The following is a 24600-nucleotide window of genomic DNA, read 5'->3' on the forward strand; positions in this document are numbered from 1 at the left end:
CATCTCCTTAGATACGGTTGTCATAAGAGCCGCGGTCAATCTCGGCGGCGATGACAGTAAAGGTATTGGCCTCTTGTGCGACCTTTAGGGCTGCGCGTAATTCTGTACGGTTTGTAACGCGCACGCCGTGGCCGCCAAAGGCGCGCCCGATGGCGGCGAAATCGTGATGGCCGAAATCGACCGCCAGATTGACCATCTGCCGCTCACGCTGTTTCTTTTCGATCAGCGCAAGGCTGGCATCGACGAAGACGACGAAGATCACCGGCAGTTTGAGTTCGGCGACGGTCGAGAGTTCGCCCGCGACCATCAGGAACCCGGCATCGCCGGAAAAACTGACGACGGTGGCCTCAGGCGTGGCGAGTTTCGCGCCCATGGCCAGCGGCACGGCACAGCCCATCGTGCAAAGGGCGGTGGATTGCAGCAGGGCGCGGGGGAAATGGCTGGTCCACATCTGCGACAAGAGAATGCGATGCGCGCCGCTATCGACGGTGGCGATGGTCTCCCGCGGCAACACGGCGCGCGCCTCTGCAATCACTGCCGCAGCGCCCCAGTCGTCATCTGTCGGAAAGGCGCGGGCCAGCGCGGCTCGCGCCTCGGCCACCTCGCCCCCTGTCCAAGTGGCGCGGGGAGTGACTCCGTGGGTAATCGCCGCGAGAGAGACCGCACAGTCCCCCACGATATTCATCGTCGCCTGATGCATGTACTGATCGTTGGGCACGGCCGCGATGTCGATCACCTTGACCTCTGCCGGGTCCCAGATCTCGCGCCAGCCGGGGCGCATTTCAATGGGGTCATAGCCGACACAGAGAATCAGATCGGCCTGCCGCACCAGCGGCACGAGGATATCATCGGCAAGCGGTGAGAGGCCGGCACCCCCAAGGGCGAGCGGATGCGTCTCGGGGATGATCCCCTTGGCTTTGTAGGTGGTGACAACGGGAATGTTCAGGCGCTCGGCGACCTCAAGGATCGTCTCGCCCGCCCCCTCGTTGACCGCATCAAGGCCCACGATCATCACCGGACGCTCGGCTGCCGCCAGCCAATCACGCGCCGCCTGAGGCGCGGCGGGCTGCATCGGCACGGCATCGGGGCGTCGGCGCAGGCGCGGCAGGGTCACGCGCATATCCGCCACGGAAATCGGCACGTCGATATGCACCGGGCCGGGACGGCCTTCGGTGGCGATGCCGATGGCTTTGTCGGCGATGATATCGGCCCCTTGGGCGGTCAGGCGAAAGGTCGCCTTGGTGATTGGTGCCAGCACCGCCTCATGATCAAGAATTTGATGGGTATAGGTCAGCGCCTCATCGGCATCGACACACCCGGAAATCACGATCAGCGGCACACGGTCCTGATGCGCGTTGGCGATGGCATTGACCCCGTTCAATACCCCCGGCCCCAGCGTGGCAATCAGAATGCCGGGTGCGCCGGTGCGGTGCCAGACGCCTTCGGCCATGAAGGCGGCGGCGTTCTCATGCCGCGCCAATGTCACCTCGATGCCCGCCCGCGCCAACGCATCCATCACGGTCAGAACCTCGCCGCCCGGCATGCCAAAGGCATGGCGGCAACCCGCCTCGTATAGACGCCGTGCAAGATAGTCGGCGGCGCGGTTCTGGGTCTCTTGGCTATCGTTCACGGGGTGGGCTCCTCTGTCGTCCTTGGGCACTTTGTGGCCGAGGGTTGGGGCAACCGCAAGCCCGCTTCAGGGCGCGATTAACAGGGCGCCACTGGTTTTCCTGTGACCGCAGACCTAAATCCGGGTTGAGGGGCCAAGAGAAAGCGCCTAATCACGAGGCTATTCGCCCAGTTTCACGGCCCCGGTCCGCTCCGGGCAAAAGGATTTTCAATGGCCAACCATCTCTATCAGAACGACCTGCCCGATGGGCTGGATCTTGGCTCTGTCGTCGCGATTGATTGCGAGACGATGGGTCTGCACCCGCACCGTGACCGGCTCTGTGTCGTGCAGCTTTCGGGGGGGGATGGGCATGCACATCTGGTGCAGGTCGCCAAGGGGCAGACCAGCGCGCCCAATCTGGAACGGCTGCTGACCGATCCAAATGTCCTGAAACTGTTTCACTTTGGTCGCTTCGACATCGCGGCAATGCACAATGCTTTTGGCGCGCTTGCGGCTCCGGTCTATTGCACCAAGATCGCGAGCAAACTCATCCGTACCTACACCGACCGGCATGGGCTCAAGTATCTGTTACAAGAACTGTTGAACATCGACATCTCCAAGCAGCAGCAAAGCTCGGATTGGGGCGCCGAAAGCCTGACGTCCGCACAGCTCGACTATGCCGCCTCGGACGTGCTCTATCTGCACCGCTTGCGGGACGAGTTGAACACACGTCTGGTCCGGGAAGACCGGATGGGGCTGGCGCAGGCCTGCTTTGATTTCCTGCCGCAACGCGCTGTGCTCGATCTGGCCGGATGGCCCGAGATCGACATCTTCGCCCACTAAGGAATGGCACGCGCGCAGAACACCTATTCGCGGATCGTGGCGTGGATGAAAATCATCCTGCCGCTGACTGCCCTTGGGCTGCTCTCGACGCTGTTTTTGTTTTCGCGCACCGTTGATCCGACGCAAACGGTGCCGATTGACCAACTTGATCTGGAACAGCGCGCTCAGGATCTCGGGGCGACAAAGCCGCGGTTTGCAGGGGTGACGGCCGACGGCGACGAGATTACCTTTGCCGCCGAGATCGCACGCCCCGACCGCAAAACGCCCGATCAGTTGATTGCCGAGGATATCACCGCACAATTGCGGCTGAGCGCAGGGACAGTCATCGACATCACCTCTGCCAATGCCGAAATGCAGCAAGGTGACATGACGGCGAGCTTGACGGGCCGAGTGCACATCACCACATCAACGGGCTATGAGATCGACACCGAGCGGCTGAATGCCAAGCTGGATGAGGTCTATGCCGAAACGCCGGGACGGGTTGAGGCCACCGGTCCTCTGGGAGAGGTGACGGCAGGGCGGATGCTGTTGCATAACAACTCCGAGAGCGCTACGCCGGAATTGCTTTTCACCGAGGGTGTCAAGCTGATATACCGCCCGGAAGAAGCGGGGGAATGACACAAGTGCCAAGAATTTCCAGTTTGATTTTGGCGTTCGCGCTGCTTCTGCCACCTGTTGTCACACTGGCGCAGGGCGCGCAGGTGGCCTTTGGCAACACCCAAGCGGATCGCAACCTGCCCGTCGAGGTGACATCCGACTCTCTCAGCGTCAATCAGGCGGACAATACCGCCACCTTCACCGGGAATGTTGTGATCGGTCAGGGCGCGATGCGGCTGGCTGCACCCGAGGTGCTTGTGGTCTACTTGCCCGACAAGAGCGGGATCGAAAGCCTGAAGGCAACAGGGGGCGTCACGCTGGTCAGTGGCGAAGATGCCGCCGAGGCGGAACGAGCCGACTATGACATCACCACGGGGATGATAGAACTGCGCGGCAACGTCCTCTTGGTGCAGGGCACCAATGCGATCACAGGTGAGACCGTGTTCGTGGATACCGCGGCGGGCACGGCGCAGGTCAGCGGCAGGGTCAAGACCATCCTGCAACCGGGCAGCAACGAATGAGCTCTCCGAACTTGACACTCGCGCATGAAAATGCCGGCCTCGTGGTTGAAAACCTGCGCAAGAGCTATCGCAAGCGCTTGGTGATCCGCGACGTATCGCTCTCGCTCAAACAGGGCGAGGTGGTGGCGCTCTTGGGGCCGAACGGATCGGGCAAGACCACGACATTCTATGCCATTGCGGGGCTGATCTACCCCGAAGGCGGACATATCCATATCGACGGTCAGGATGTGACCAGTCTTCCAATGTATCGCCGCGCCAAGCTGGGCATCGGCTATCTGCCACAGGAAATGTCGATCTTTCGTGGCCTGTCGGTCGAAGACAACATCCTTGCGATTCTCGACATCGCAGAACGTGACCGTCACAAGCGGCGCGAGCGGCTGGAAGAGTTGCTCTCGGATTTCTCGATCGAGCATTTGCGCCGCGCGCCCGCCTTGGCCTTGTCCGGCGGCGAGCGACGGCGGGTCGAGATTGCGCGCTGTCTGGCCGCCAACCCGCGCTATCTCTTGCTGGACGAGCCTTTTGCGGGGGTTGATCCGATCTCTGTCGGCGACATTCGGCATCTGGTTGCCGATCTCAAGAAACGCGGCATTGGGGTGCTGATCACCGACCATAATGTGCGCGAGACGCTGGAAATCGTTGATCGCGCCTATATCCTGCATGACGGCAAGGTTCTGATGTCCGGCAGTCCGCGCGACGTTGTGGAAAACGAGAACGTGCGCCGCGTCTATCTGGGCGACACCTTTCGGATTTCCTGAGCGTCAGAGCCACGGCGAATCCGTGCCCCTATCCTTCAAATCAGATTGACAAGCTGCGCGGAAAGCGCGTCAATTGAGCTATGACATGTGTTGATCTCGCGCTGTTCCCCGAATGGCCCTCGCGACAAGGGCCTGTCTTGGGACAATTTCAACACCTGTCGTGTACCCGCATCCGGGACTAGGCAATCCCGCGGCGCAAGCGTGCCGCGCATGCCCCCGGCTTGTCAAACGAAGGAGATGAGATGCGTTATCAAATCAGTGGAAAGCAGATCGACATTGGCGAGGCCCTTCAGGTTCATGTGAAGGATGAGTTGGGCAGCGCGGTCGCGAAATACGCGGACCGGCCGACTGACGCGATGGTCGTTTTTTCCAAGAGCGCCAGCGAATTCGTCTGCGAAGCCATCGTGCATCTGTCCACCGGCCTGACCGCGCAGGCCAGCGCCAAGGCGCATGAGATTTACGCTGCCTTTGATGCCTGTTGCGCCAAAATGGAGAAGCAGCTGCGCCGCTACAAACGACGCCTCAAGGACCATCACCGCGAGCGGGCGGAACCGGTTGAACTCTTCGGTGCGTCCTCTTATATCCTCGCCTCAGATAGTGTGGAACCGGAATCAGAGCCCGACAGCCTGCAACCGATCATCGTCGCCGAGATGGAAACCAAGATTCCGTCGCTCTCGGTTGGTGAGGCGGTCATGCAGATGGAGTTGGCAGGCGCCCCGGTGCTGGTGTTCCGCAAGCAAGGCAAGGATACGGTCAATGTCGTGTATCGCCGTGAGGACGGCAATATCGGCTGGATTGACCCATAACGAGAGGGAGACAGGCGGTGACACGCTTGTCTGAGCAACAGAGTTTATGGAAATTCCAATGATCCTCAAGCCAGAGGCAGTGCGCGTGCTATCAGGCGCAACCAGCAAGAAGCGCCTGATGCACGAACTTGGAAGCATTGCAGAGGCCGCCTATGGCGTGTCCCACTCCGCCGCTGTCGAAGCGCTGTTGGAACGTGAAAGCCTTGGCCCGACAGGGGTTGGGCACGGTGTGGCTCTCCCCCATGCGCGCCTTCGAGGGTTGGAGCAGGTTGTTGGTGTGCTGGCGTTACTTGAAAAACCGATCGACTTTGACGCGGTAGATCGGCAGCCGGTGGATCTGGCCTTTGCGCTCTTTGCGCCGCTTGATGCCGGGGTTGAACACCTCAAGGCGCTTGCGCTTGTGTCACGCACTCTGCGGGATGTTGGGCTATGCGCCAAACTGCGGTCGAACAGTGATCCCATGACACTCTATACCATCGTCACCGAGGCGCAGGCGGTACAAGCCGCCTGACGCCCTGCCGGACCTTGGGCTGTCTCAGACCAGCCTGTCGCCCGGCTCTTGCCCTGCAAAAAACGCATCCAGATTGCCCAGCGCGCGAAAGCCCATGGCGTCCCGTGTGGCGCGTGTGGCGCTGCCGATATGCGGCAACATGAAGATGTTTTCATGTGCTGCAAAGGCCGCATTGCCACCCGGTTCAACCTTGAAGCAATCCAGCCCCGCGCCTGCGATATGGCCGGATTTGATGGCGGAGAGCAGGGCGTGTTCATCAATCAAAGCGCCGCGCGCGGTGTTGACCACAACGGCCCCCGCAGGCAGACGCGCGATGCGATCAGCATTGAGAAGATTGATCGTATCGGGCGTGGCCGGGCAGTGCAGCGACAGAAAATCCGAGACATCAAGCAGGCTCTCGACATCCGCATGAAAAATCGCGCCATGTTCATCCTCGGGCGAGAGGCGCGATCGATTGTGATAATGGATTTCCATATCAAAGCCGCGCGCCTTGGCGGCGAAGGCACGACCGACGCGGCCCATCCCAAGGATGCCCAAGCGCGCGCCGGTCATCTGCTTGCCGACCATGAAGGAGGGTGACCAGCTATCCCATTGACCTTGTCGCACGATCCGGTCGCCCATGATCGCATGGCGCGCCGCACCCAGCATCAGAAGCATGGCAATTTCGGCCGTTGCGTCAGACAGCACATCCGGCGTGTTGGTGACAACGATACCGGCGGCCTTGAGCGCTGCCAGATCGCAATGATCCACACCCACCGAATGATTGGCGACGATTCTGAGCCTCGGATCAAGCTGCGCTACCACATCGGCGCTGAAATGCTCCGAGTGGCAGGGGATCATCCCGTCCACCCGCTGGCTCATGGCGATGATGTCCTCGGCGGTGCCGGGGGTGTCCGCCTCGTTGACGATCACCTCATAATCACGACGCGCGCGCTCCAGCGTGGCATCGGATAGGCGACGCGGGATCCAAATAACCTTCTTATCGGGCATGTCAGCTTTTGTTCTTGCTCGAGGTCACGAAATCATACCCCGCCAAGGCTGCCGTCAGGCCAACCACGATCCACAGGTCCAGCGTGCCGACCTTGCGCACAAGGATGTAGAGAAAGGCGGTAAAGACCGCGAAGGCAAATATCGCCAGAAATCTATTCATATCGTCATCCTTTTCTCATGCTCCGGCTTCATTCAGCCAGCCCGTAAACCAGTTTGCATTGCGCAAGAGTCGCGCGTCATTGCCGCGTGCGGCAACCAGTTGAATCCCCATCGGCAGTCCGTTTTCCGCCGTAAAGGCAGGCACGGTCACCGCAGGCGTTCCCGTCAGCGTCCAGAGCCCGTTGAAAATCGCATCGCCGGTGAATTCCAGCCCTTCGGGGGCGGGCCCAGTGGCTGCAGGACAGAGGATTGCGTCGCAGCGCTCAAAGATCTCGCCCAGCCCGGCATAGAGCACATCGGCCCAATCCAGCGCCGCCAGATAATCCCGCGCGAGCGTGGCGTTGCCTGCGTTCAATGCCTCTTGCGTGCGTGGGCCGAGAGCGTCGATGGATTTGGAATAACGATAGTAGTATTTCGCCATCTCCGCAAAATTGATCCGTGCCCGGATCTCTGCAGCCTCACTGAACGCCGTGGGCAGAGGGGCTTCAAACACCTGTTCGCCCAAGGCCGCAACCAGTTCTTCAAAGGCGGCATGCAGTTGCGGATCGGCTTTGTCCCAGCCCGGCGGGCGGACAAAGGCAAAGACCGGTTTGAGCGGAGGGGTCGAGGAGGCCACCGACAAGAGCGATGGCACAGGGGCGGGAACGGTCGCCGGATCGCCCGCGTCATGGCCCATCAATACCTCCGCCAAGAGCGCCGCATCGGCGGGCGTGCGGGCAAAGACGCCGAGCGTATCGAGCGTGGGCGATTGGATCAGAACGCCGGTGCGGGGGATCGCGCCAAAGCTGGGCTTGAACCCGGTCACGCCGCAATAGGACGCCGGGCGGATCACCGAGCCGCCGGTCTGCGTGCCCACCGCGAGCGGCACCATCCCATCCGCCACCGCCGCCGCAGAGCCCGAGGACGAGCCGCCCGGCGTGTGCGCGGTATTGAGCGGATTGCGGGTGGGTCCGGCGTGCATATAGGCCAATTCGGTCGTGACCGTCTTGCCCATGATCACCGCACCTGCCGCCTTGAGCCGGGCGACGATGGCGGCATCCTTGGTGGGGATGCGGCCTGCGTCCAGCGAACAGCCGTTCTCCGTCGGAATCTTGGCGGTGTCGATGATGTCCTTGAGCGCAACCGGCAGACCGTGCAGCGCCCCGATGGGGCGCCCGGCTTGCCGTTGCGTGTCGAGCGCCTTGGCCTGCATTCGGGCAAAATCGGCGTCAAACCACGCCCAAGCCCGGATTTCTGGCTCGCGTGCCTCGATCCGGGCGATACAGGCCTCGACCAAGTCCAGAGCGCTCAGCGCCCCTGAGGCCAGACGCGTGCGAAGGGTGCACGCGTCCAACATCAGGATTTCGGCCTTATTTGCCATACATCAGCTCCGGCAGATAGAACACGATCTGCGGAAAGATATACATCAGAGCCATGGCGATGAAGACGCAGAAGAGGAACGGCATGACGCCCGAGAAAATCTGCGTGAGCTTGATCTCTGGCGGGGCGATCCCCTTGAGGTAATAGGCCGACATGGCCATGGGTGGCGTTAAGAAACTGGTTTGCAGGTTGAGAGCCACCAGAATCCCAAAGAACAGCGGGTCAATCTCAAAGAACGCCAGGAGCGGCAGAAAGATCGGCACGAAGATAATGATGATCTCCGACCATTCCAGCGGCCAGCCCAGCAAGAAGATGATGAGCTGTGCCAACAGCAGGAACATCAGCGGGCTGAGGTTCATGCTCTGGACGAATTCCGAAATCACATGTTCCCCGCCGAGGTAAGAGAACACCGCCGAGAAGGTGTAGGAACCGACAAAGAGCCAGCAAACCATCGCCGTGGTGCGCACGGTCAGATATACGCTCTCGCGCATCCGCTGCCATGTCATGGCACGGTAGACAAAGGCGAGGAAGATACCGCCCAGCGCACCGATGGAGGCCGCTTCTGTCGGGGTCGCCAGACCAAAGAGGATCGAGCCAAGCACTGCGAGGATCAGGAATGCCAGCGGCACGAGCGAGGTCAAGATCATCAGCATGAGCTGGCTCTTGGGGATGTCGGGAATTTCTTCCTTTGTGGGCTTCGGGGCCACAGACGGTTGCAGGATCGAACGGCCGATCACGTAGACCAGATAGAGACCAACCAGAGTAAGACCCGGCAAGAGCGCCGCCGCATAGAGCCGCACAATTGAGACGCTCGACGCCGCTGCATAGACGATCAGCATGATCGAGGGCGGAATGAGAATACCCAACGTGCCACCCGCGCAGATGATGCCCGAGGCAAAGGACGGATCATAGCGCGCCTTGAGCATGGCGGGCAGGGCCAGCAGACCCATCAGCGTCACCACCGCACCGACGATCCCGGTGGCCGTGGCAAAGAGCGCGCAGGTCACAAGTGCCGCCACGCCCATAGAGCCGGGCATATTCTTGGCTGCGATGTTGAGCGTCCCGAACAGCCGGTCCACGATGTTCGCCCGCTCGACGATATACCCCATGAAGAGGAACAGCGGCACAGCGGTCAGAACCTCGTTCGACATCACCGTATAGGTCTGATTGACGAAGAGGTCGAATATTCGGTTGTTAAAGAAGCCCTCAAGCCAGAGACTCCATTGGTCCCAAGCCCCGGCATCCTCAGCCAACCGGTCAAAGCTGCGCCACATCCGGCTCGCATCGAAGTAGGCGTAATAGCCAAAGCCAATACCCATCGCCATGAGGGTGAAGGCGATCGGAAAGCCGAGAAAAACAAAGATTAGGAAAAGGCCCAGCATCATCAGGGCGATTTGCGGATCGGTCATGGATGTGCGTCCTTTTCGGCCTCAGCGGCCTTTTGCATCAGCAGGTCTTCGGTCTCGAAGACGTCTTCATCGGCCTTGAGCCACTCATTGGTGCGCATGCAGTGGATGCAGCGAAACACCTGAGCGATGCCTTGGATCAAGAGGAGGATTCCGGCGGCGACGATCACCGTCTTGAATTGATAGATCGGAATGCCTGCCGGGCTATTGACCGACACCTCGGCATAGGACCAGGACCGCGCGGCGTATTTCCAGCCCGACACGATCAGTGCGATGATACCCGGAAAGAAGAACACGATATAGAGCACCAGATCGACCTTGGCCTGATTGCGTGGCTGCCAGAGGCGATACAGAAAATCGCCCCGCACATGACCGCCCCGCGACAGGGTATACGCCCCGCCCATCATGAAAAGCGTGCCGTACATGATGAACGACACATCCAACGCCCAGGCGGTCGGATTGTTGAAGACGTAGCGAACCACGACTTCATAGCCAGTGCCAAAGGCCATCAGGACGATCAGCCAGGCAAACGCCTTGCCGAACCAAGCCGACAGGTTGTCGGCGAAACGTATGAAACCGATCACACGGAGCCCCCTCTATTTTGAAAGTGGCCCCGGCGTTTACTGCGCCGGGGCCCTTGTTGCAACGGTATTGTACCGTGATTACATCTTCAGCTTGCCGGGGAAGTAGTGATCAAAGGCAAGCGCATAATCCGGTGCGTTCATCAGTTCATAGTAGGTGACCTGTTCAACCCAAGCACGCTGGCTGTCGAGACACTTCTTCATGAACGGATCTTCTTCGAGAACTGGGATCAGCTTGTCCCATGCCTCGATCTGGCCATTCAGAATGTCTGTCGAGGTGCGGTGAATGGTGACACCGGCCTCTTCTTGCAGCCACTTGAGGTCTGCCGAATAACGACGCATCGCTTTGGCGGTGTTGGCCGTAGAGGCCGCTTCGACCGCGTATTTCAGAATCGCACGCAGATCGGGGTCCAGATCTTCCATGGTGAGCTTGTTGAACAGGAATTCAAAGCTCTCGGAGGCCTGGTGATACGAGGACAGGTAATAGTTCTTGGCCACATCATGCGCGCCAAAGTTCCGGTCCGACGACGGGTTGTTGAACTCGAACGCGTCGATCACGCCACGCTCCATCGCGGGGACGATCTCGCCACCCGGAAGCTGTGCCACGGACATGCCCATCGACTGAAGCAGGTCAGCCGCAAGGCCTACGGTGCGATACTTAAAGCCGTTCAGGTCGGCAACAGTGTTCACTTCGCCTTTGAACCAGCCAAAGGGCTGCGCGAACATCGGGAAGCCCATGTAGCCATCGACTTCCAGGCCCATGACGTCTTGGGTCAGTTCGTCATAGAGCGCCTTGCCGCCGCCTTCATAGAACCAGCTCAGCATTGTTGTGGCAGAGCCACCGAACACGGGGCCGGTGCCAAAGAGCGACGCGGCCTTGTTCTTGCCGTACCAGTAGACCGGCACCGAATGCGCCATGTCGAGAACGCCGTCATTCACGGCATCAAGCACCTGGAACGCGGCCACGACAGCGCCTGCGGGCAGCACGTCGATCTTGAGGCGGCCACCGGACATTTCCTCGACCCGGGTCGCGTAATCCTGTGCCATTTCCTGCCAGATATCGCCGGCGGGCCAGGATGTCTGCATTTTGAGAACCAACGGCGCCTGTGCCAGCACCGCCGGGGCCGCGAGCGAGCCCGCAGCAATCGCGGGCGCCCCAACCGCCGCGCGGCGCAGGAACGAGCGTCGGTCCATCTTAGACTTGTCTGTCATGGTATTCCTCCCATAAATTCTTGTGCGTCAGATTGCTCTTGATGGCGGGCAAAGCGTCTCCCCCACGGGCGATTCGAGGCCCTGCAATCCGCCACACACGCCAGATCGTAACGGTTATCCAAGCAAAGGCAAGCATTCTGGTAAGATTAATTTACCAAATCCGCCTGAATTCTCGTCAAACTCTCGAAAAAGCCGGAGCAGAGGGCGGGTGGTGCCCGCCGATCCGCCTTGCACGCGCCCGCCCGCTTTGGTTTAACCGCCGCAATTGTCCCGCCGGAGGCCGCTCATGGTCGATATCGCCACCCGTGTGCATAACCACAAATGGAAGATCGACCCGATTGTCCGATCTCTGATCGACACCGATTTCTACAAGCTGCTGATGTGTCAGTCGGTGTTTCGCAACCGGCCAGACACCACCGTCACCTTTTCCCTGATCAACCGCAGCACTTCGATCCGTCTGGCCGAACTGGTGGACGAGGGCGAGCTGCGCGAGCAACTGGATCACATCCGGTCATTGTCCCTGTCGCGCGGCGAGAGCACGTGGATGCGGGGCAACATGTTCTATGGCAAGCGCAGCATGTTCACGCCCGAGTTCATGGACTGGTTCGAGGCGCTGCGCCTGCCGCCCTATCATCTCGAAAAGCGGGATGGGCAATATGAGCTGACCTTTGAGGGCAACTGGCCCGAAGTCATGCTTTGGGAAATTCCGGCGCTTGCCGTTCTCATGGAATTGCGCTCCCGCGCCGTGCTGCACCACCTCAAGAAATTCGAGCTTCAGGTGCTCTATGCCCGCGCCATGACGAAACTCTGGGAAAAGGTCGAACGCCTGCGCCCCATCGAGGGGCTGCGCATCGCCGATTTCGGCACGCGGCGGCGGCATTCCTTTTTGTGGCAGGATTGGTGCGTGCAGGCGATGAGCGAGCGTTTGGGCAACCGCTTTGTCGGCACGTCGAATTGCCTCATCGCCAAGAACCGCGATCTAGAGGCGATCGGCACAAATGCCCATGAATTGCCGATGGTCTACGCCGCCTTGGCCGAGGATGACGCGGCTTTGGCGCGCGCGCCCTATGAGGTGCTTTCGGATTGGCACGAGGAACACGATGGCAACCTGCGTATCATCTTGCCCGATACCTATGGCACGCGCGGGTTTCTCGACAATGCCCCCGATTGGTTGGCCGGATGGACCGGCATCCGCATCGATTCCGGTGCCCCCGAAGACGCCGCGGAAACGGCCATCAATTGGTGGAAATCGCGCGGCGAGGATCCCCTCAAGAAGATGGTGATCTTTTCCGACGGGCTCGACGTGGACCGGATCATTGCCTTGCATGAGCGGTTCTCGGGGCGTGTGCGCTGTTCCTTTGGCTGGGGCACGCTTCTGACCAATGATTTCAGGGGCCTGACGCCGGATGATGCGCTGGAACCCTTCTCACTGGTGTGCAAGGCGGTGGCTGCCAATGGGCGGCCCACGGTCAAGCTCTCGGACAATCCGCGCAAGGCGATGGGCCCCGCAAGCGAGATTGCCCGCTACAAGCGTGTCTTCGGGGTCGGCGCCCAGGACGAGATCGAGGTGCTGGTCTAGCGCGGTCTGACCCCAGGCCACCGAGACTGTTCAAATGCGGCAGGGTCTGAAGCCAGATCCCCGAATATGGCGGTGCCATAACGCTCCTTGGCGCGGTTCGAGGCCGCTCTCGGGACTCGCAATTCTGCGATTTCGGCCGCAGTCTATATGGAGAGCCTGATTGCGCCGCTGTCGCAGGACTTGGCGGATGGCAACGAACTCTCGCGGGAGCAACGCGCCAATCTGGATGAGATTCTCGCGCGGCCCGCTGTTCGGGAAGGGATTCTGTCCGTCAAGATCTGGAAAGACGCTGGCCTTGTCGCCTATGCGAGTGATCCCGATCTGATTGCCAGAAATTCGAGTCGAAAGGCGATATTTTCGCCGGAGTCGATGAACTCGACCATGACGAATCCGACGGCGCGCGCGCGCTTGGTGTGCCCCTGCTAGAGGTCTACACTCCGATCCACGCGATCCGCAGCGGATATGATTGATCTGACCGCCTATGCGTTGGCAAGAGTCGCCCAACTGCTCGACCTTGCAAGTACACGCAACGATGACACGTTCTGCGCTTTGGCGGGGCGGAGGTGCTTCGAATTGACGACGTTGCCTTGTCTGATCTCGAGGCGTCAGATTTCCTTTTGTAACTTAGTGAGCCATCCGAGCGGCGCACTCCCTCTGCGCCGCTCGGCACCGTTCCGTGGCCCGGTCTTTCAACCTGTCCCGGCGTCCCTGATTGAACCCGGCACTGAATGATCCTTGTTACCAGGAATTATACCCCAGAAACTTGCCCGACATCTCAACCTTGACGCGGTCACCCTTGGGATTGGCGACGCGGGTGATCTTCATGTCGAAATCAATCGCCGACATGATGCCATCACCAAACTCTTCTTGGATCAGCGCCTTCATCGTCGGGCCGTAAACGCCCACGATCTCATAGAGGCGATAGATACAGGGATCGGTCGGCACCGCCTGTTCCCAGATCTTGGTCGGATATTCCTCCAGCACCGAAACCGCCTCCTCCGGCAGATCGAGAAGCGCCACAAGCGCCTCTGCCTTGGCTTTGGGCATGGTGTTCATGCCCATGCAGGCAGAGTGGGTCCAGACCGGCGACATGCCGATGCCCTCTGCGATCTCTTCCCATTTCATCCCGGTCTTTTTCTTCGCGATCAGGATCAGGGTGGTCACATCCTCCTTGGTCATCAGTGCGGGCATATTCAAAGTGTCTTTCATGGTGTCCTCCATTCCTTTGGTCTCAGGTGAAAATCGGTGTCACAGATTCACGGCGCGCAGCCGTCGGGCCTCGCCGCTCTCATCCTCCGGCGGTGTCCTCTCGATCCGAACGGTCGCAGGGGACTGTGCTGCCCCATCCGACGCTTGGCCGGCCAATTCCTTTGACCGTTTGCCTAGAAACTGCACCATATGGTTGCGGATCGGGTAATAGTTGGGATGCTCCACGATCTCGGTCCGGTTGCGCGGGCGCGGGATCGTGATCTCGACCGACTCGGCCACGCGGGCAAAGGGACCGTTGGTCATCAGCAGGATACGGTCCGCCAGCAAGATGGCCTCGTCGATGTCATGGGTGATCATGAACACGGTCTGCCCGGTGCCGCCCCATATCTTGAGCAGTTCGTCCTGAATTGTGCCCCGCGTCAACGCATCGAGCGCGCCAAACGGTTCATCCAGCAACAAGAGCTTGGGGTGATTGGCAAAGGCGCGGGCAATCGACACCCGCTGCCGCATGCCGCCAGACAATTGGCTGGGCTTGCGGTGGATTACATCCCCTTCCAGCCCCACCATCGCCAGATATTCGCGGGAATGGTCCAGCACCTTGGCCTTGGACCAGTCAGGATGCCGGGCAGCAACCCCAAAGCTCACGTTCTTGAGCGTGCTGAGCCAGGGCAGCAGGGAATAGTTCTGAAACACCACGCCCCGGTCCAGACTTGGCCCCGATACCTCATACCCATCCATCTTGACCACACCGCTGGTCGGCTCTGCAAGGCCCGCGAGGATGTTCATGATGGTGGATTTGCCACAGCCCGAATGCCCGAGAATAACGACGAATTCGCCCTTTTCCACCCCGAAGGTGGCGTTCTCGAAGACGGTCATCGTGCCGCCTTGGCCATCCGGATAACACTGGGTCAGATTCTCGATCGACAGAAATGGTTTGCTCATCTCACGGCTCCTTATTCCGCATAGGCCACGGCGCGCTGGAGCGTGGCAAAGGCCGCATCCAGCATCATGCCGACAATGCCGATCATCAGGATCGAAAAGATGACCGAGGTCAGATCGAGGTTGTTCCACTCGTTCCAGACGTAGTAGCCAATGCCCGTCCCACCTACGAGCATCTCGGCGGCGACGATCACCAACCACGCGATGCCGATGGAGATCCGCATACCGGTCACGATGGTCGGCGCGGCGGCAGGCAGGATGACGGTAAACGCGGTCTTCAAATGACCCAGCTCATGCGTCCGCGCCACATTCACCCAATCCTTGCGCACACCTGCCACTCCAAAGGCCGTGTTGATCAGCATCGGCCAGATTGAGCAGATGAAGATCACGAAAATGGCGCTCGCCTCGCTGTCCTGAATGATGAAGAGGGCCAGCGGCATCCATGCGAGTGGCGAAATGGGGCGCAGCACCTGAATGAACGGGTTCAGCGCCTTGTAGGCGACCGGCGACATGCCGATCAGGAACCCCAGCGGTATCGCCACCAGCGCCGCCATCAGATAGCCAGACAGCACCCGGTAGATCGAATAGCCGATCTGAATCCCGATCCCCTTGTCGTTGGGCCCGGCATCGTAGAACGGATTGCTCAGTTCTTCCCACGCCTTGGCCAGGACCTGAGAGGGGGGCGGCACACCTGCCTTTTGCGCGCCCCCGCCGGTCAACCGCTCGTATTCCGTCAATTCGCCCACGGCCTTTTGTGCCGGGATCGCCATCTCCCAGACAAAGAGCCCGACAAAAAGCAGCACCACAGACAAGAGCAAGGCGCGCTGGTTCAGCGACAGCGTCGACATCGCTCAGCCCTTCCCAATGGCGAAGCTTTTGACATAGGCCTCGGGCTCTGCCGGATCGAATGTCTTGCCCATGATGGTGTGCGATTTGTAGGTGATGTCGGGCGCGTCATAACCCAGATCGTTCATCACCTTCTTGGCATCGGCAGCCAGATAGACCTGTTCGGCCACAGCCTTGTAGTCAATGTCATTTTCAATGTAGCCCCACCGCTTCATCTGGGTAAGGATCCACACACCCATCGAATGCCAGGGGAAGGGATCAAAGTCGATCCTGTCAGGCACTTGCTGGACCGCGCCCAGACCATCAGCATAGGTGCCGGTCAGCACCTGTTCGATCACTTCGACCGGCTGATTGAGATAGTTGGTGGGCGCAATCGCCGCCGAGATTTCCTTGCGGTTCTCTGGGTTCGAGGCGTATTGCGTGGCGTCGATGATCGCCTTGAGCAGCGCACCATAGGTGTTGGGCATATCCGTGGCAAAACTCAGCGGTGCAGCAAAGGCGCAGCAGGGGTGCCCCTCCCAGATCTCCTTGGTCAGGATATGGATAAAGCCGATCCCCTCCCACACGGCGCGTTGATTGAACGGGTCAGGCGAGAGATAACCGTCAAGGTTCCCGGCACGCAGGTTCGCCACCATTTCGGGCGGCGGCACCACGCGGATCTGGATATCCACATCCGGGTCAAGCCCATGTTCGGCCACATAATAGCGCAGCAGGAAGTTGTGCATCGAATATTCGAACGGCACACCAAAGGTGAATCCCTTCCATTGCTTGGGGTCGCGCTTGTCCAGATGCTCGTTCGACAGCACGATGGCCTGTCCGTTGATGTTCTCGACGGCGGGCATAATGTAGGGAACGGCGGTCGAGCCTGCCCCGAGTGTCATGGCCAGAGGCATCGGTGTCAGCATGTGGCTCGCGTCATATTCCCCCGAGAGCGACTTGTCGCGCGCCACGGCCCAACCGGCGGTCTTGATCACGCTCGCGTTCAAGCCGTAGCGCTCATAGAACCCCATCGGCTGCGCCATGATGATCGGCGTGGCGCAGGTGATCGGCACGAACCCGATATTGAGATCGGTCTTTTCCGGCGTGCCGAGATTATCCAGAATGGCCGCCTTGGCCGCATCGAGCGGAAACACCGACGCAAGGGCCGCCGCAACCGTGCCGCCGCCCATCATCCCCATGAACGACCGCCGCCCGATGTCGCTGTGACCGAACACCGACCGCACCACGGCGCTTTCGACCGCGCGCTCCAGCATCGCGTCAGCGGACATCACCTGCGCGGCGGACCCGTGCGCCGCTGTCTTGCATGTCGCGCAGCCACAGGACGCGCCGTGGCGCAGATCGTTCTTTTCCGAAAATGGGTCGCCAAGGCTCTTCGTTGTCATCTCGCGTCCTCTCGCTCAGATACAGTTGCGCCCATGATCCGACGAAGCGATCCGACACAAAAGGGGAGCGCCTAAATTTTAAGCACGTTAAATTTCAACATGATTACATATAGTTAATATAATTCCATACCAAGAGACACTTACGGGTTTTCGTAATTTACGATATTTCGTATTGCCGTGCTGCGATGCGGCAGTGTTTCCTGATCCCATGCGAGAGATACCGACAACCCCCGATTCCCTGCTTGATGCGCTGGCCGAGGCGGCGCTGGTGATCGACCTTGTCGCCGACCGGATCGTCGCTGCCAATCCTCGCGCCCGCAAGCTGCTCGATCTGGAGCCGGCCCCCGGCGCCATCTTTTCGCCTCTGGTCGGGGCCAGCCTGCCCGGCTTTATCGTCCTGGTGGATGAAATCGCCCATCGGGGCGAGGCATGGAGCCGCGACATTACCCTCGCCACCACCAAAGGCACGCCCCTGCGCGTTGAAATCCGGGGCAGGCTGGTTGCCAATGCCCCGTCGCTCCTCGCCTTGACCCTGCTCGATCTCGCGGAAATGGAGCGGCACGACCGCATCGCGCAGGCCGCCGAACTGCACCGCTCGGGCCTGCTCGAATGGCGGCGGGCACAGGAATTCTTTTCCGAACTGGAACGTCAGAACCAGTTGATCCTGAATGCCGCCGGAGAAGGGATCTACGGCGTCAACGCGGATGGCAAGACCACCTTTCTCAACCGCGCTGCACAGGAAATGCTGGGCTGGACCGCCGAGGATCTCTTGGGTCACGACATTCATTCCGTGATCCACCACCACCATCTGAACGGCGATGTCTATCACGCGCATGATTGCCCGATCTATCAATCCTTCCGCTTTGAAGAGGTCAACCGCATCGAGGATGAGGTGTTCTGGCGCAAGGATGGCAAACCGATCCGCGTCGAATATGTCTCAACCCCGATCTACGATCAGAATGTTCTGGCGGGGGCTGTGGTGATCTTTCGCGACATCACCGAGCGCAAGGAAAACGAACGCAAGCTGCGCGAGGCGATGACAGAGGTTGCCGCGCTCCGCGACCGGCTGGAACAGGAAAACGCCTATCTGCAAGAGGCGATCACCACAGAACGCGCGCATCACAACATCATCGGCGCGTCGCCAGCGGTGCGCCAGACCGTTCAACGCATCGACCTTGTGGCACGCACCGATGCCACCGTGTTTATCAGCGGGGAAACCGGCACCGGCAAATCACTTGTCGCCACCGCCATTCATAAGGCGAGCCCGCGCGCCCGCCGTCCCCTCATTCATTTCAAATGCGGCTCTGTCGCGCCCGAAGAGGTGGAGGCCGAATTATGGGGTCAGGTGCGCGGCGCCCCCAACGGTGCCACACGCGACAAGCCCGGCAAACTGGAACTGGCGCATAGCGGCACGCTCTTTCTCGATGATGTCGAGGAACTGCCCTTTGAGATACAGGGCAAACTTTTGGCCGCGCTGCAAAACAGCGCCGTGACCCGTCTGGGCGATACCCGCGAAAAGCCGCTCGATATACGCGTCATCGCCTCGACCACACTGTCGGACAAACAGGCCCGCCGCTCTCACCGCATCCGCGAAGACCTGTATTTGTTTCTCAACGTCTTCCCGATCACCTGCCAGCCACTCCGCGACCGGCAAGAAGATATCCCGCTTCTGGCCGCCCATCTGCTCAAGATCGCCTGTCGCAGGCTCAACCGCCCGGAACCGGTGTTGACCGAAGGGGTGGTGCAACAGCTTCAATCCTACGACTGGCCCGGCAATGTGCGCGAACTTCACAACGTGATGGAACGGGCCGCGATTGTGTCACAGGATCGCAAGCTGGTTGTCGAACTGGGCGGCGTGGGTCCGCAGGCAGAGACAGGCCGATCCTTTCGGACCGAAGCGCAGATGCAGGACTTGGTTCGGGTCAATCTGATCGCCGCCCTGCGCGAAACACGCGGCCGCATTGCTGGTCCCTCCGGTGCCGCCGCCTTGCTCGGGATCAAGCCGACAACGCTATATTCCCGCATCGGCACCCTGAATATCGTCGAGGCAGACTGGGCCTGAGGCCGACGGGACATAGCTGTCCTGCGCGCGAACTCATCCGAGTCGGGAGGCAGAGATATGGCGAATCTGCCGTGCCGCGCCCGCCAAACCTTTATATGCTGCTCATTTTCTAGCCACCCTGCCTGAATTTCACCAAAATTGTATACAGAACGCGGCAAGCTCGTATTTTCCGCGCTGCGGAATCTGGTTTCTGGTCTTCGGAACATCATGGTCTGCCCATCTGCAACCGATGGAAAAGGACAGGACTATGGACAGACGCAAGTTTCTGGCGGCCACTGCCGCCGCCCCTCTGGCCGCACCGAGCATTGCGCGGGCACAGACGAGTTTCGCATGGAAAATGACCAACGCCTATGGTCCCGGTTCCCCCTTTTATGTCGAGGGTCCGGGCAGCCCCAAGGATTTCTGCGACAAGGTTGCCGCCATGTCTGATGGTCGCCTCACCATTCAGCATTTCGCTGCGGGTGAGTTGATCCCGGCGCTCGAAGGCTTTGACGCCGTGCGCGGTGGCGCGGTCGAAATGAACGCCGCAAACGCCTATTTCTGGGCCGGAAAACTGCCTGCGGCGCAGTATTTCACGACTGTGCCCTTTGGCATGAACTTTCAGGGCATGACGGCGTGGCTCTATCATGGCGGCGGCATGGCGCTCTGGGACGAACTCTACGAGCCGCTTGGCCTCAAGGCGCTGCCGATGGGCAATACCGGCGTGCAGATGACCGGCTGGTTCCGTGAACCGATCGAGAGCGTCGCCGATTTCAAAGACCTCAAGATGCGCATCCCCGGCCTTGCCGGCAAAGTCTATGCCGCGCTGGGTGTCGATGTGAAACTGCTGCCGGGCGGCGAGATTTTCCCGGCGCTGGAACGCGGCGTGATTGATGCGGCGGAATTTGTCGGACCCTATCAGGATCGTCGCCTCGGATTGCACAACGCGGCCAAATATTACTACACGACCGGCTGGCACGAACCCTCCAACGTGACCGAACTCTTGATCAACAAGGCCGCGTGGGACACGCTGCCGGCCGATCTTCAGGCGATCGTGTCCACCGCCGCCATGGCCTGCAATCTCGAGAGCCACACATGGTGCGAGGCGAATAACGCCGCCGCCCTCAAGGATCTGGTCGAGAATGAGGGCGTGATCGCCAACACCTTGCCGCAGGACGTGGTGGACGAGCTGAAAGCCGTCACGCAGAAGGTGCTGGAGGAAGGCGCCGCCGCCGATCCGGCGACCAAAAAGGTGCATGACGCCTTTATGGCGTTCAAGGCAGAGCATGACAGCTGGGCCTCGGTGTCCGAAAAGCCGCTCTACGCCTTGTGATGCAGGCCGGGATCAAACGCGTTACGGACGGGGCCTCTGGCCTCGTCCGTGTGACCGGACATGTCGCGGCATGGAGCGCGCTGGCACTGGTGCTCGTTGTCGCGTTCAATGTGTTGGCGCGCTACCTCTTTTCCTACGGCACCGTCGCCTTGCAAGAGGCCGAGTGGCACATCATGGCCGTGAGCGCGCTCTTTGGCATGTCTTACGGTCTCAATCAGGGGGGCGAGGTTCGGGTCGATATCTTCTACGGCACGATGCGCCCCAGGACGCAGGCGCTGGTTGATTTCGTCTCTAACATCGCCCTTATTGCCCTCGCGCTCATCATTGCCTGGCTTTGCATCGCCTACGTACAATCGAGCTATGCGATCAACGAAGGCTCGCCCGACCCCGGCGGTCTCGGATATCGCTACCTGCTCAAGGCGACCATGCCCTTGGCCTTCGTGCTCTTGGCGGTGCAGGCAGTGGCGATGACCGGACATGCCGCGCTCAAACTGATGACACGTCCTCCAGCAAGACAGGAATAGGCAAGTCCAATGCCCTATACAGAAATTCTCGCGCTGTGCATGATCGGCGCATTCTTCATCCTGTTGCTCATTGGCATGCCGGTAGCGATTTGCCTTGGCGTGACAGGGTTTGTGTTTGGCTACATGGGCTTTGGCTCCATGCTCTTCACGCTGATGCCCGCGCGGATATTCGGGGTGATCACCAATTACACGCTTCTGGCGCTGCCCCTCTTCATCTTCATGGGGATCATGCTCGAAAAATCCCGAATAGCCGAAGACCTGCTGGAGGTGATCGGCTTTGCCATGGGCGGCTTGCGCGGGGGAATGGCGTTGGCGATCATTCTCGTTGGCGTGCTGATGGGGGCGGCCTCTGGTGTGGTCGGTGCGACCGTGGTCACGATGGGGCTGATCGCACTCGGCCCGGTGATCAAGCGGGGCTACAGCGCCAGCGTGGCGGCAGGTGTCATCTGTGCCTCGGGCACGCTTGGGCAGATCATTCCGCCCAGTCTGGTTCTGATCCTGCTTGCCGATATCATGGGGCAATCCGTGGGTACGCTCTTTGCGGCGGCGCTCTTGCCGGGGCTGATGCTGGCGGGACTGTTTGTGGGCTATGTTCTCATCCTCGGGTTTCTTTCGCCCAAGACCCTGCCCGCCATCCCACTCGAGGAGCGCGCCGCGATGCTGCGTGGCGAACTTGCAGGCAAACTGCTCAAGGTCGTCTTTCCGCCCATTGCCCTGATCGTGCTGGTCTTGGGCTCGATCATCGGCGGCGTTGCTGCCCCGACCGAGGCCGCATCCATGGGCGCGTTCGGCTCTATCGTTCTCGCGGCGCTGGCAGGACGGCTCAATCTCTCGATCCTGCGCGACGCGATGCGCGCGGCGTTTGTCACCTCAGCCATGGTGTTCCTGATCCTGATCTTCGCCCAGCCATTCGGGTTGGCCTTTCGCGGCCTTGGGGGCGAACATCTGGTGCAATCAGCGTTTTCCAGCGTTCCGGGGGGGCTGGACGGTCAGATCTTTTTCCTGATGCTCTTGCTCTTCGTGCTGGGTTTCTTTCTGGAATGGATCGAGATTTCCTACATCGCTTTGCCGCTCTTTTTGCCGATTTTCATGCAATCGGGCGCGGATCTGACATGGATTGCCATTCTGGTGGCGATGAACCTGCAAACCTCGTTTCTCACGCCACCCTTCGGCTGGGCGCTGTTCTTTCTCAAGGGCGTCGCCCCGCCTGAGGTCACGACGTCGGACATCTACAAAGGCGTTCTGCCCTTCATCGGCCTCCAGCTTGTCGCGTTGAGCCTTGTCTATTTTTCACCGGGGCTGGCCACATGGCTGCCCCAAGCGATCGGATGGTGACTCATGCTCCATGCTGCCTTGGGATATAACGGCGCGGTGTCCGCACCCCACCGCGCCGCCGCTCTGGCGGGGCGCGATGTGCTGCGCGACGGTGGCACGGCGATAGAGGCGATGGTTGCCGCTGCTGCCACGATTGCCGTGGTCTATCCGCATATGAACGGCATCGGCGGAGATGGGTTCTGGCTGATCAAGCAACCGGGCAAGACGCCCGTCGGCATCTTTGCGGGCGGACAGGCGGCGGCGCTGGCGACACCCGAGTGGTATGCGGCGCGCGGGCATGATCGTGCGATCCCTACGCGGGGCGGTTTGGCTGCGCTGACCGTTCCCGGCACAATCGGTGGCTGGCAAGCTGCGCTTGGGGTGCAGGAGACAAGGCTGCCGCTCTCTCGCCTTTTGGCCCCGGCGATTGCCTATGCCGAACACGGTATCGCCGTGACTGGTAATCAATCCCGCACCACGGCTGAAAAACTGGACGGGCTGCGCGACGTTCCGGGCTTTGCCGAGACCTTTCTGATCGGTGGCAAGGTGCCGGAGGCGGGCGCGCATCTTCGTCAATCGGCCCTCGCCCGTACCCTGCGCCACCTGTCAGACGAGGGCCTGCGCGCCTACTATGACGGTCCGCTGGCCCGCACCCATGCCGCCTATCTCGAGGCCAACGGCAGCCCGCTGCGCGCCGAAGATTTCAGCGCCTATACCGCAGAGCAGGTGACGCCACTGAGTTTGGAGACATCGCAAGGGCGGCTCTACAACATGATACCGCCCACGCAGGGGATCTCATCCCTGATGATCCTTGGCCTATTTGACCGTCTGCTCGTGACGACGGGTGAAGGCTTTGATCACATCCATGGGCTGATCGAATCCACAAAACAGGCGTTCATCCGGCGCAATGCCGAACTGGGTGACCACACCCATATGGCGACACCGGCGCAGGATTGGCTGATGGATGCGGCGCTGGACGTGCTGGCGGCGCGGATTGACAAAACCAAGGCACTGCCCTGGCCTTATGAGCCCAAAGACGGCGACACGATCTGGATGGGGGCCTGCGACGCCGACGGCACCGTGGTCAGCTTTATCCAATCGGTCTTTTGGGAATTCGGCTCGGGGCTCACATGCCCGGACACAGGCGTCTTCTTTCAGAACCGTGGCGCGGGATTTGCGCTGGCTCCGGGGCCGAACCAGCTCGCTCCTGGCAAGCGCCCGTTCCACACGCTTAATCCCGCCATGGCCGAATTGCACGACGGGCGGGTCATGGCCTATGGCACGATGGGCGGCGAAGGCCAGCCCCAGACGCAATCCGCCGTCTTCACGCGCTATGTCCAGTTTGGCATGGACCTGCAAGCGGCCGTGACCGCGCCCCGTTGGCTCTTGGGCAAGACATGGGGGCAAGACACCACATCTCTGAAACTCGAGGATCGTTTCAACCCGGATCTGGTTGCGACACTGCAACGGGCCGGGCATGAGGTCGAGCTGATCGCACCCTATTCTGATCTTGCCGGCCATGCCGGAGCGGTGGTGCGCCATGCCTCGGGATTGATCGAGGCCGCAGCCGACCCACGCTCGGACGGGGCCGCCATTACCGAGTGAGTCACTCTTGGGTGTGTCGCGTGCGGCACCGCCTGAGCGGCGATGCCGGTCGTGCTACTTGACCGATTTGCCGGCTATCACGGTGGCGTTCTTGCCATTGTTGGAATTCGCGGTGGCGAGAACCTTAGGCTTTTCCTTCTTGGGTTTCTTTGCCTCGCGGTTGCTCTGGCTCTTTCCTTTGGACATGGGATCGTCTCCTGAATGATCCCGGTCGGGCAATGTGCCGGGCCGGGTCGTGCTCAGGGGATCAGGGGGCCTGACAGGGTCAGGGCGATGAGCCCTCGGGCGCAGCAGGCACGGCGCGATGCCGGTGCTGTACGCAGCAAGATATGCAGGATCATGCGCGGCGGCAAGGGGCGGCCGCGATAGGCCAACCTTGTTCCCAGACGCAAACCCCGCCCCAAACCCGATGATATCTGTGGTCTAGCGGCGCTTCAGAACTGCGTCGATTGTTCAACGCAGTTGCATACCAGAATTTA

General features: G+C 60.5%; 25 protein-coding genes. 13 read left to right on the forward strand and 12 right to left on the reverse strand.

Annotated elements, in window-relative coordinates; all coding sequences use genetic code 11:
- Positions 1-7: 7 nt before the first annotated feature.
- Complete coding sequence (locus ROS217_RS06925) at positions 8-1630, reverse strand: thiamine pyrophosphate-binding protein (RefSeq protein WP_009816981.1); 1623 nt, start codon at positions 1628-1630, stop codon at positions 8-10.
- A gap of 210 nt (positions 1631-1840) precedes the next feature.
- Between ROS217_RS06925 and ROS217_RS06930 the strand changes: the two genes are divergently transcribed.
- From ROS217_RS06930 to ROS217_RS06955, 6 genes are all read left to right on the forward strand, one after another.
- The gene (locus ROS217_RS06930) at positions 1841-2452 is read left to right on the forward strand and encodes a ribonuclease D (RefSeq protein WP_009816982.1); all 612 of its coding nucleotides are present in this window, start codon (positions 1841-1843) and stop codon (positions 2450-2452) included.
- A 3-nt stretch (positions 2453-2455) separates the two neighbouring features.
- A complete protein-coding gene (gene lptC / locus ROS217_RS06935; protein WP_009816983.1) occupies positions 2456-3070 on the forward strand; it encodes an LPS export ABC transporter periplasmic protein LptC in 615 nt (204 codons plus the stop codon).
- Positions 3067-3570, forward strand: a complete 504-nt coding sequence (lptA, locus tag ROS217_RS06940; protein WP_009816984.1) for a lipopolysaccharide transport periplasmic protein LptA — start codon at positions 3067-3069, stop codon at positions 3568-3570. The genes lptC and lptA overlap by 4 nt, the downstream gene beginning before the upstream one ends.
- Complete coding sequence (gene lptB / locus ROS217_RS06945) at positions 3567-4325, forward strand: LPS export ABC transporter ATP-binding protein (protein WP_009816985.1); 759 nt, start codon at positions 3567-3569, stop codon at positions 4323-4325. Before lptA ends, lptB begins: the two co-directional genes overlap by 4 nt.
- A gap of 242 nt (positions 4326-4567) precedes the next feature.
- Positions 4568-5131: a ribosome hibernation-promoting factor, HPF/YfiA family gene (gene hpf, locus ROS217_RS06950; RefSeq protein WP_009816986.1), complete on the forward strand. Its 564-nt coding sequence runs from the start codon at positions 4568-4570 to the stop codon at positions 5129-5131.
- 46 nt (positions 5132-5177) lie between these two features.
- Positions 5178-5642, forward strand: a complete 465-nt coding sequence (locus tag ROS217_RS06955) for a PTS sugar transporter subunit IIA (RefSeq protein WP_009816987.1) — start codon at positions 5178-5180, stop codon at positions 5640-5642.
- A 24-nt stretch (positions 5643-5666) separates the two neighbouring features.
- Here ROS217_RS06955 and ROS217_RS06960 read toward each other — a convergent pair whose 3' ends face one another.
- The 6 genes from ROS217_RS06960 to ROS217_RS06980 form a co-directional block, all read right to left on the reverse strand.
- Positions 5667-6632 (reverse strand): 2-hydroxyacid dehydrogenase, encoded by a 966-nt coding sequence (locus ROS217_RS06960; RefSeq protein WP_009816988.1) that lies wholly within the window; start codon positions 6630-6632, stop codon positions 5667-5669.
- Position 6633: 1 nt separating this feature from the next.
- The gene (locus tag ROS217_RS24330; RefSeq protein ID WP_009816989.1) at positions 6634-6792 is read right to left on the reverse strand and encodes a hypothetical protein; all 159 of its coding nucleotides are present in this window, start codon (positions 6790-6792) and stop codon (positions 6634-6636) included.
- A 15-nt stretch (positions 6793-6807) separates the two neighbouring features.
- Positions 6808-8151, reverse strand: a complete 1344-nt coding sequence (locus ROS217_RS06965; protein ID WP_009816990.1) for an amidase — start codon at positions 8149-8151, stop codon at positions 6808-6810.
- A complete protein-coding gene (locus ROS217_RS06970; protein WP_009816991.1) occupies positions 8141-9559 on the reverse strand; it encodes a TRAP transporter large permease in 1419 nt (472 codons plus the stop codon). The genes ROS217_RS06965 and ROS217_RS06970 overlap by 11 nt, the downstream gene beginning before the upstream one ends.
- Complete coding sequence (locus tag ROS217_RS06975) at positions 9556-10140, reverse strand: TRAP transporter small permease subunit (protein ID WP_009816992.1); 585 nt, start codon at positions 10138-10140, stop codon at positions 9556-9558. Before ROS217_RS06975 ends, ROS217_RS06970 begins: the two co-directional genes overlap by 4 nt.
- Positions 10141-10218: 78 nt before the next feature.
- The gene (locus ROS217_RS06980; protein ID WP_040650431.1) at positions 10219-11349 is read right to left on the reverse strand and encodes a TRAP transporter substrate-binding protein; all 1131 of its coding nucleotides are present in this window, start codon (positions 11347-11349) and stop codon (positions 10219-10221) included.
- Positions 11350-11635: 286 nt separating this feature from the next.
- Between ROS217_RS06980 and pncB the strand changes: the two genes are divergently transcribed.
- Together pncB and ROS217_RS06990 are read left to right on the forward strand one after the other, a co-directional pair.
- Positions 11636-12928: a nicotinate phosphoribosyltransferase gene (gene pncB / locus ROS217_RS06985; protein ID WP_009816994.1), complete on the forward strand. Its 1293-nt coding sequence runs from the start codon at positions 11636-11638 to the stop codon at positions 12926-12928.
- A gap of 147 nt (positions 12929-13075) precedes the next feature.
- Positions 13076-13354, forward strand: a complete 279-nt coding sequence (locus tag ROS217_RS06990; RefSeq protein WP_009816995.1) for a hypothetical protein — start codon at positions 13076-13078, stop codon at positions 13352-13354.
- 312 nt (positions 13355-13666) lie between these two features.
- Here the strand turns inward: ROS217_RS06990 and cynS are convergent, their stop codons facing one another.
- Genes cynS through ROS217_RS07010 form a run of 4 tightly spaced genes read right to left on the reverse strand, consistent with a single transcriptional unit; the run spans position 13667 to position 17304 of the window.
- The gene (gene cynS / locus ROS217_RS06995; protein WP_254656382.1) at positions 13667-14137 is read right to left on the reverse strand and encodes a cyanase; all 471 of its coding nucleotides are present in this window, start codon (positions 14135-14137) and stop codon (positions 13667-13669) included.
- 39 nt (positions 14138-14176) lie between these two features.
- A complete protein-coding gene (locus ROS217_RS07000; RefSeq protein ID WP_009816997.1) occupies positions 14177-15079 on the reverse strand; it encodes an ABC transporter ATP-binding protein in 903 nt (300 codons plus the stop codon).
- A gap of 11 nt (positions 15080-15090) precedes the next feature.
- The gene (gene ntrB / locus ROS217_RS07005; protein ID WP_009816998.1) at positions 15091-15924 is read right to left on the reverse strand and encodes a nitrate ABC transporter permease; all 834 of its coding nucleotides are present in this window, start codon (positions 15922-15924) and stop codon (positions 15091-15093) included.
- A 3-nt stretch (positions 15925-15927) separates the two neighbouring features.
- Entirely contained in the window at positions 15928-17304 is a 1377-nt protein-coding gene (locus tag ROS217_RS07010) for a CmpA/NrtA family ABC transporter substrate-binding protein (protein WP_009816999.1), read from the reverse strand.
- 208 nt (positions 17305-17512) lie between these two features.
- On the opposite strand from ROS217_RS07010, the gene ROS217_RS07015 reads away from it, so the two are divergent.
- The 5 genes from ROS217_RS07015 (at position 17513) to ROS217_RS07035 (ending at position 24121) form a co-directional block, all read left to right on the forward strand.
- Positions 17513-19366: a sigma-54 interaction domain-containing protein gene (locus ROS217_RS07015; RefSeq protein WP_009817000.1), complete on the forward strand. Its 1854-nt coding sequence runs from the start codon at positions 17513-17515 to the stop codon at positions 19364-19366.
- 247 nt (positions 19367-19613) lie between these two features.
- Positions 19614-20678, forward strand: a complete 1065-nt coding sequence (locus ROS217_RS07020) for a TRAP transporter substrate-binding protein (protein ID WP_009817001.1) — start codon at positions 19614-19616, stop codon at positions 20676-20678.
- Complete coding sequence (locus ROS217_RS07025; protein ID WP_009817002.1) at positions 20678-21202, forward strand: TRAP transporter small permease subunit; 525 nt, start codon at positions 20678-20680, stop codon at positions 21200-21202. The genes ROS217_RS07020 and ROS217_RS07025 overlap by 1 nt, the downstream gene beginning before the upstream one ends.
- A 9-nt stretch (positions 21203-21211) precedes the next feature.
- The gene (locus ROS217_RS07030) at positions 21212-22537 is read left to right on the forward strand and encodes a TRAP transporter large permease (RefSeq protein WP_009817003.1); all 1326 of its coding nucleotides are present in this window, start codon (positions 21212-21214) and stop codon (positions 22535-22537) included.
- Between the two features lie 3 nt (positions 22538-22540).
- Positions 22541-24121: a gamma-glutamyltransferase family protein gene (locus ROS217_RS07035; RefSeq protein WP_009817004.1), complete on the forward strand. Its 1581-nt coding sequence runs from the start codon at positions 22541-22543 to the stop codon at positions 24119-24121.
- Between the two features lie 54 nt (positions 24122-24175).
- Here the strand turns inward: ROS217_RS07035 and ROS217_RS24885 are convergent, their stop codons facing one another.
- Complete coding sequence (locus ROS217_RS24885; RefSeq protein ID WP_009817005.1) at positions 24176-24307, reverse strand: hypothetical protein; 132 nt, start codon at positions 24305-24307, stop codon at positions 24176-24178.
- Positions 24308-24600: the final 293 nt, after the last annotated feature.

The sequence above is a fragment of the Roseovarius sp. 217 genome (genome assembly GCF_000152845.1).
In the GTDB taxonomy this organism is placed as follows: domain Bacteria; phylum Pseudomonadota; class Alphaproteobacteria; order Rhodobacterales; family Rhodobacteraceae; genus Roseovarius.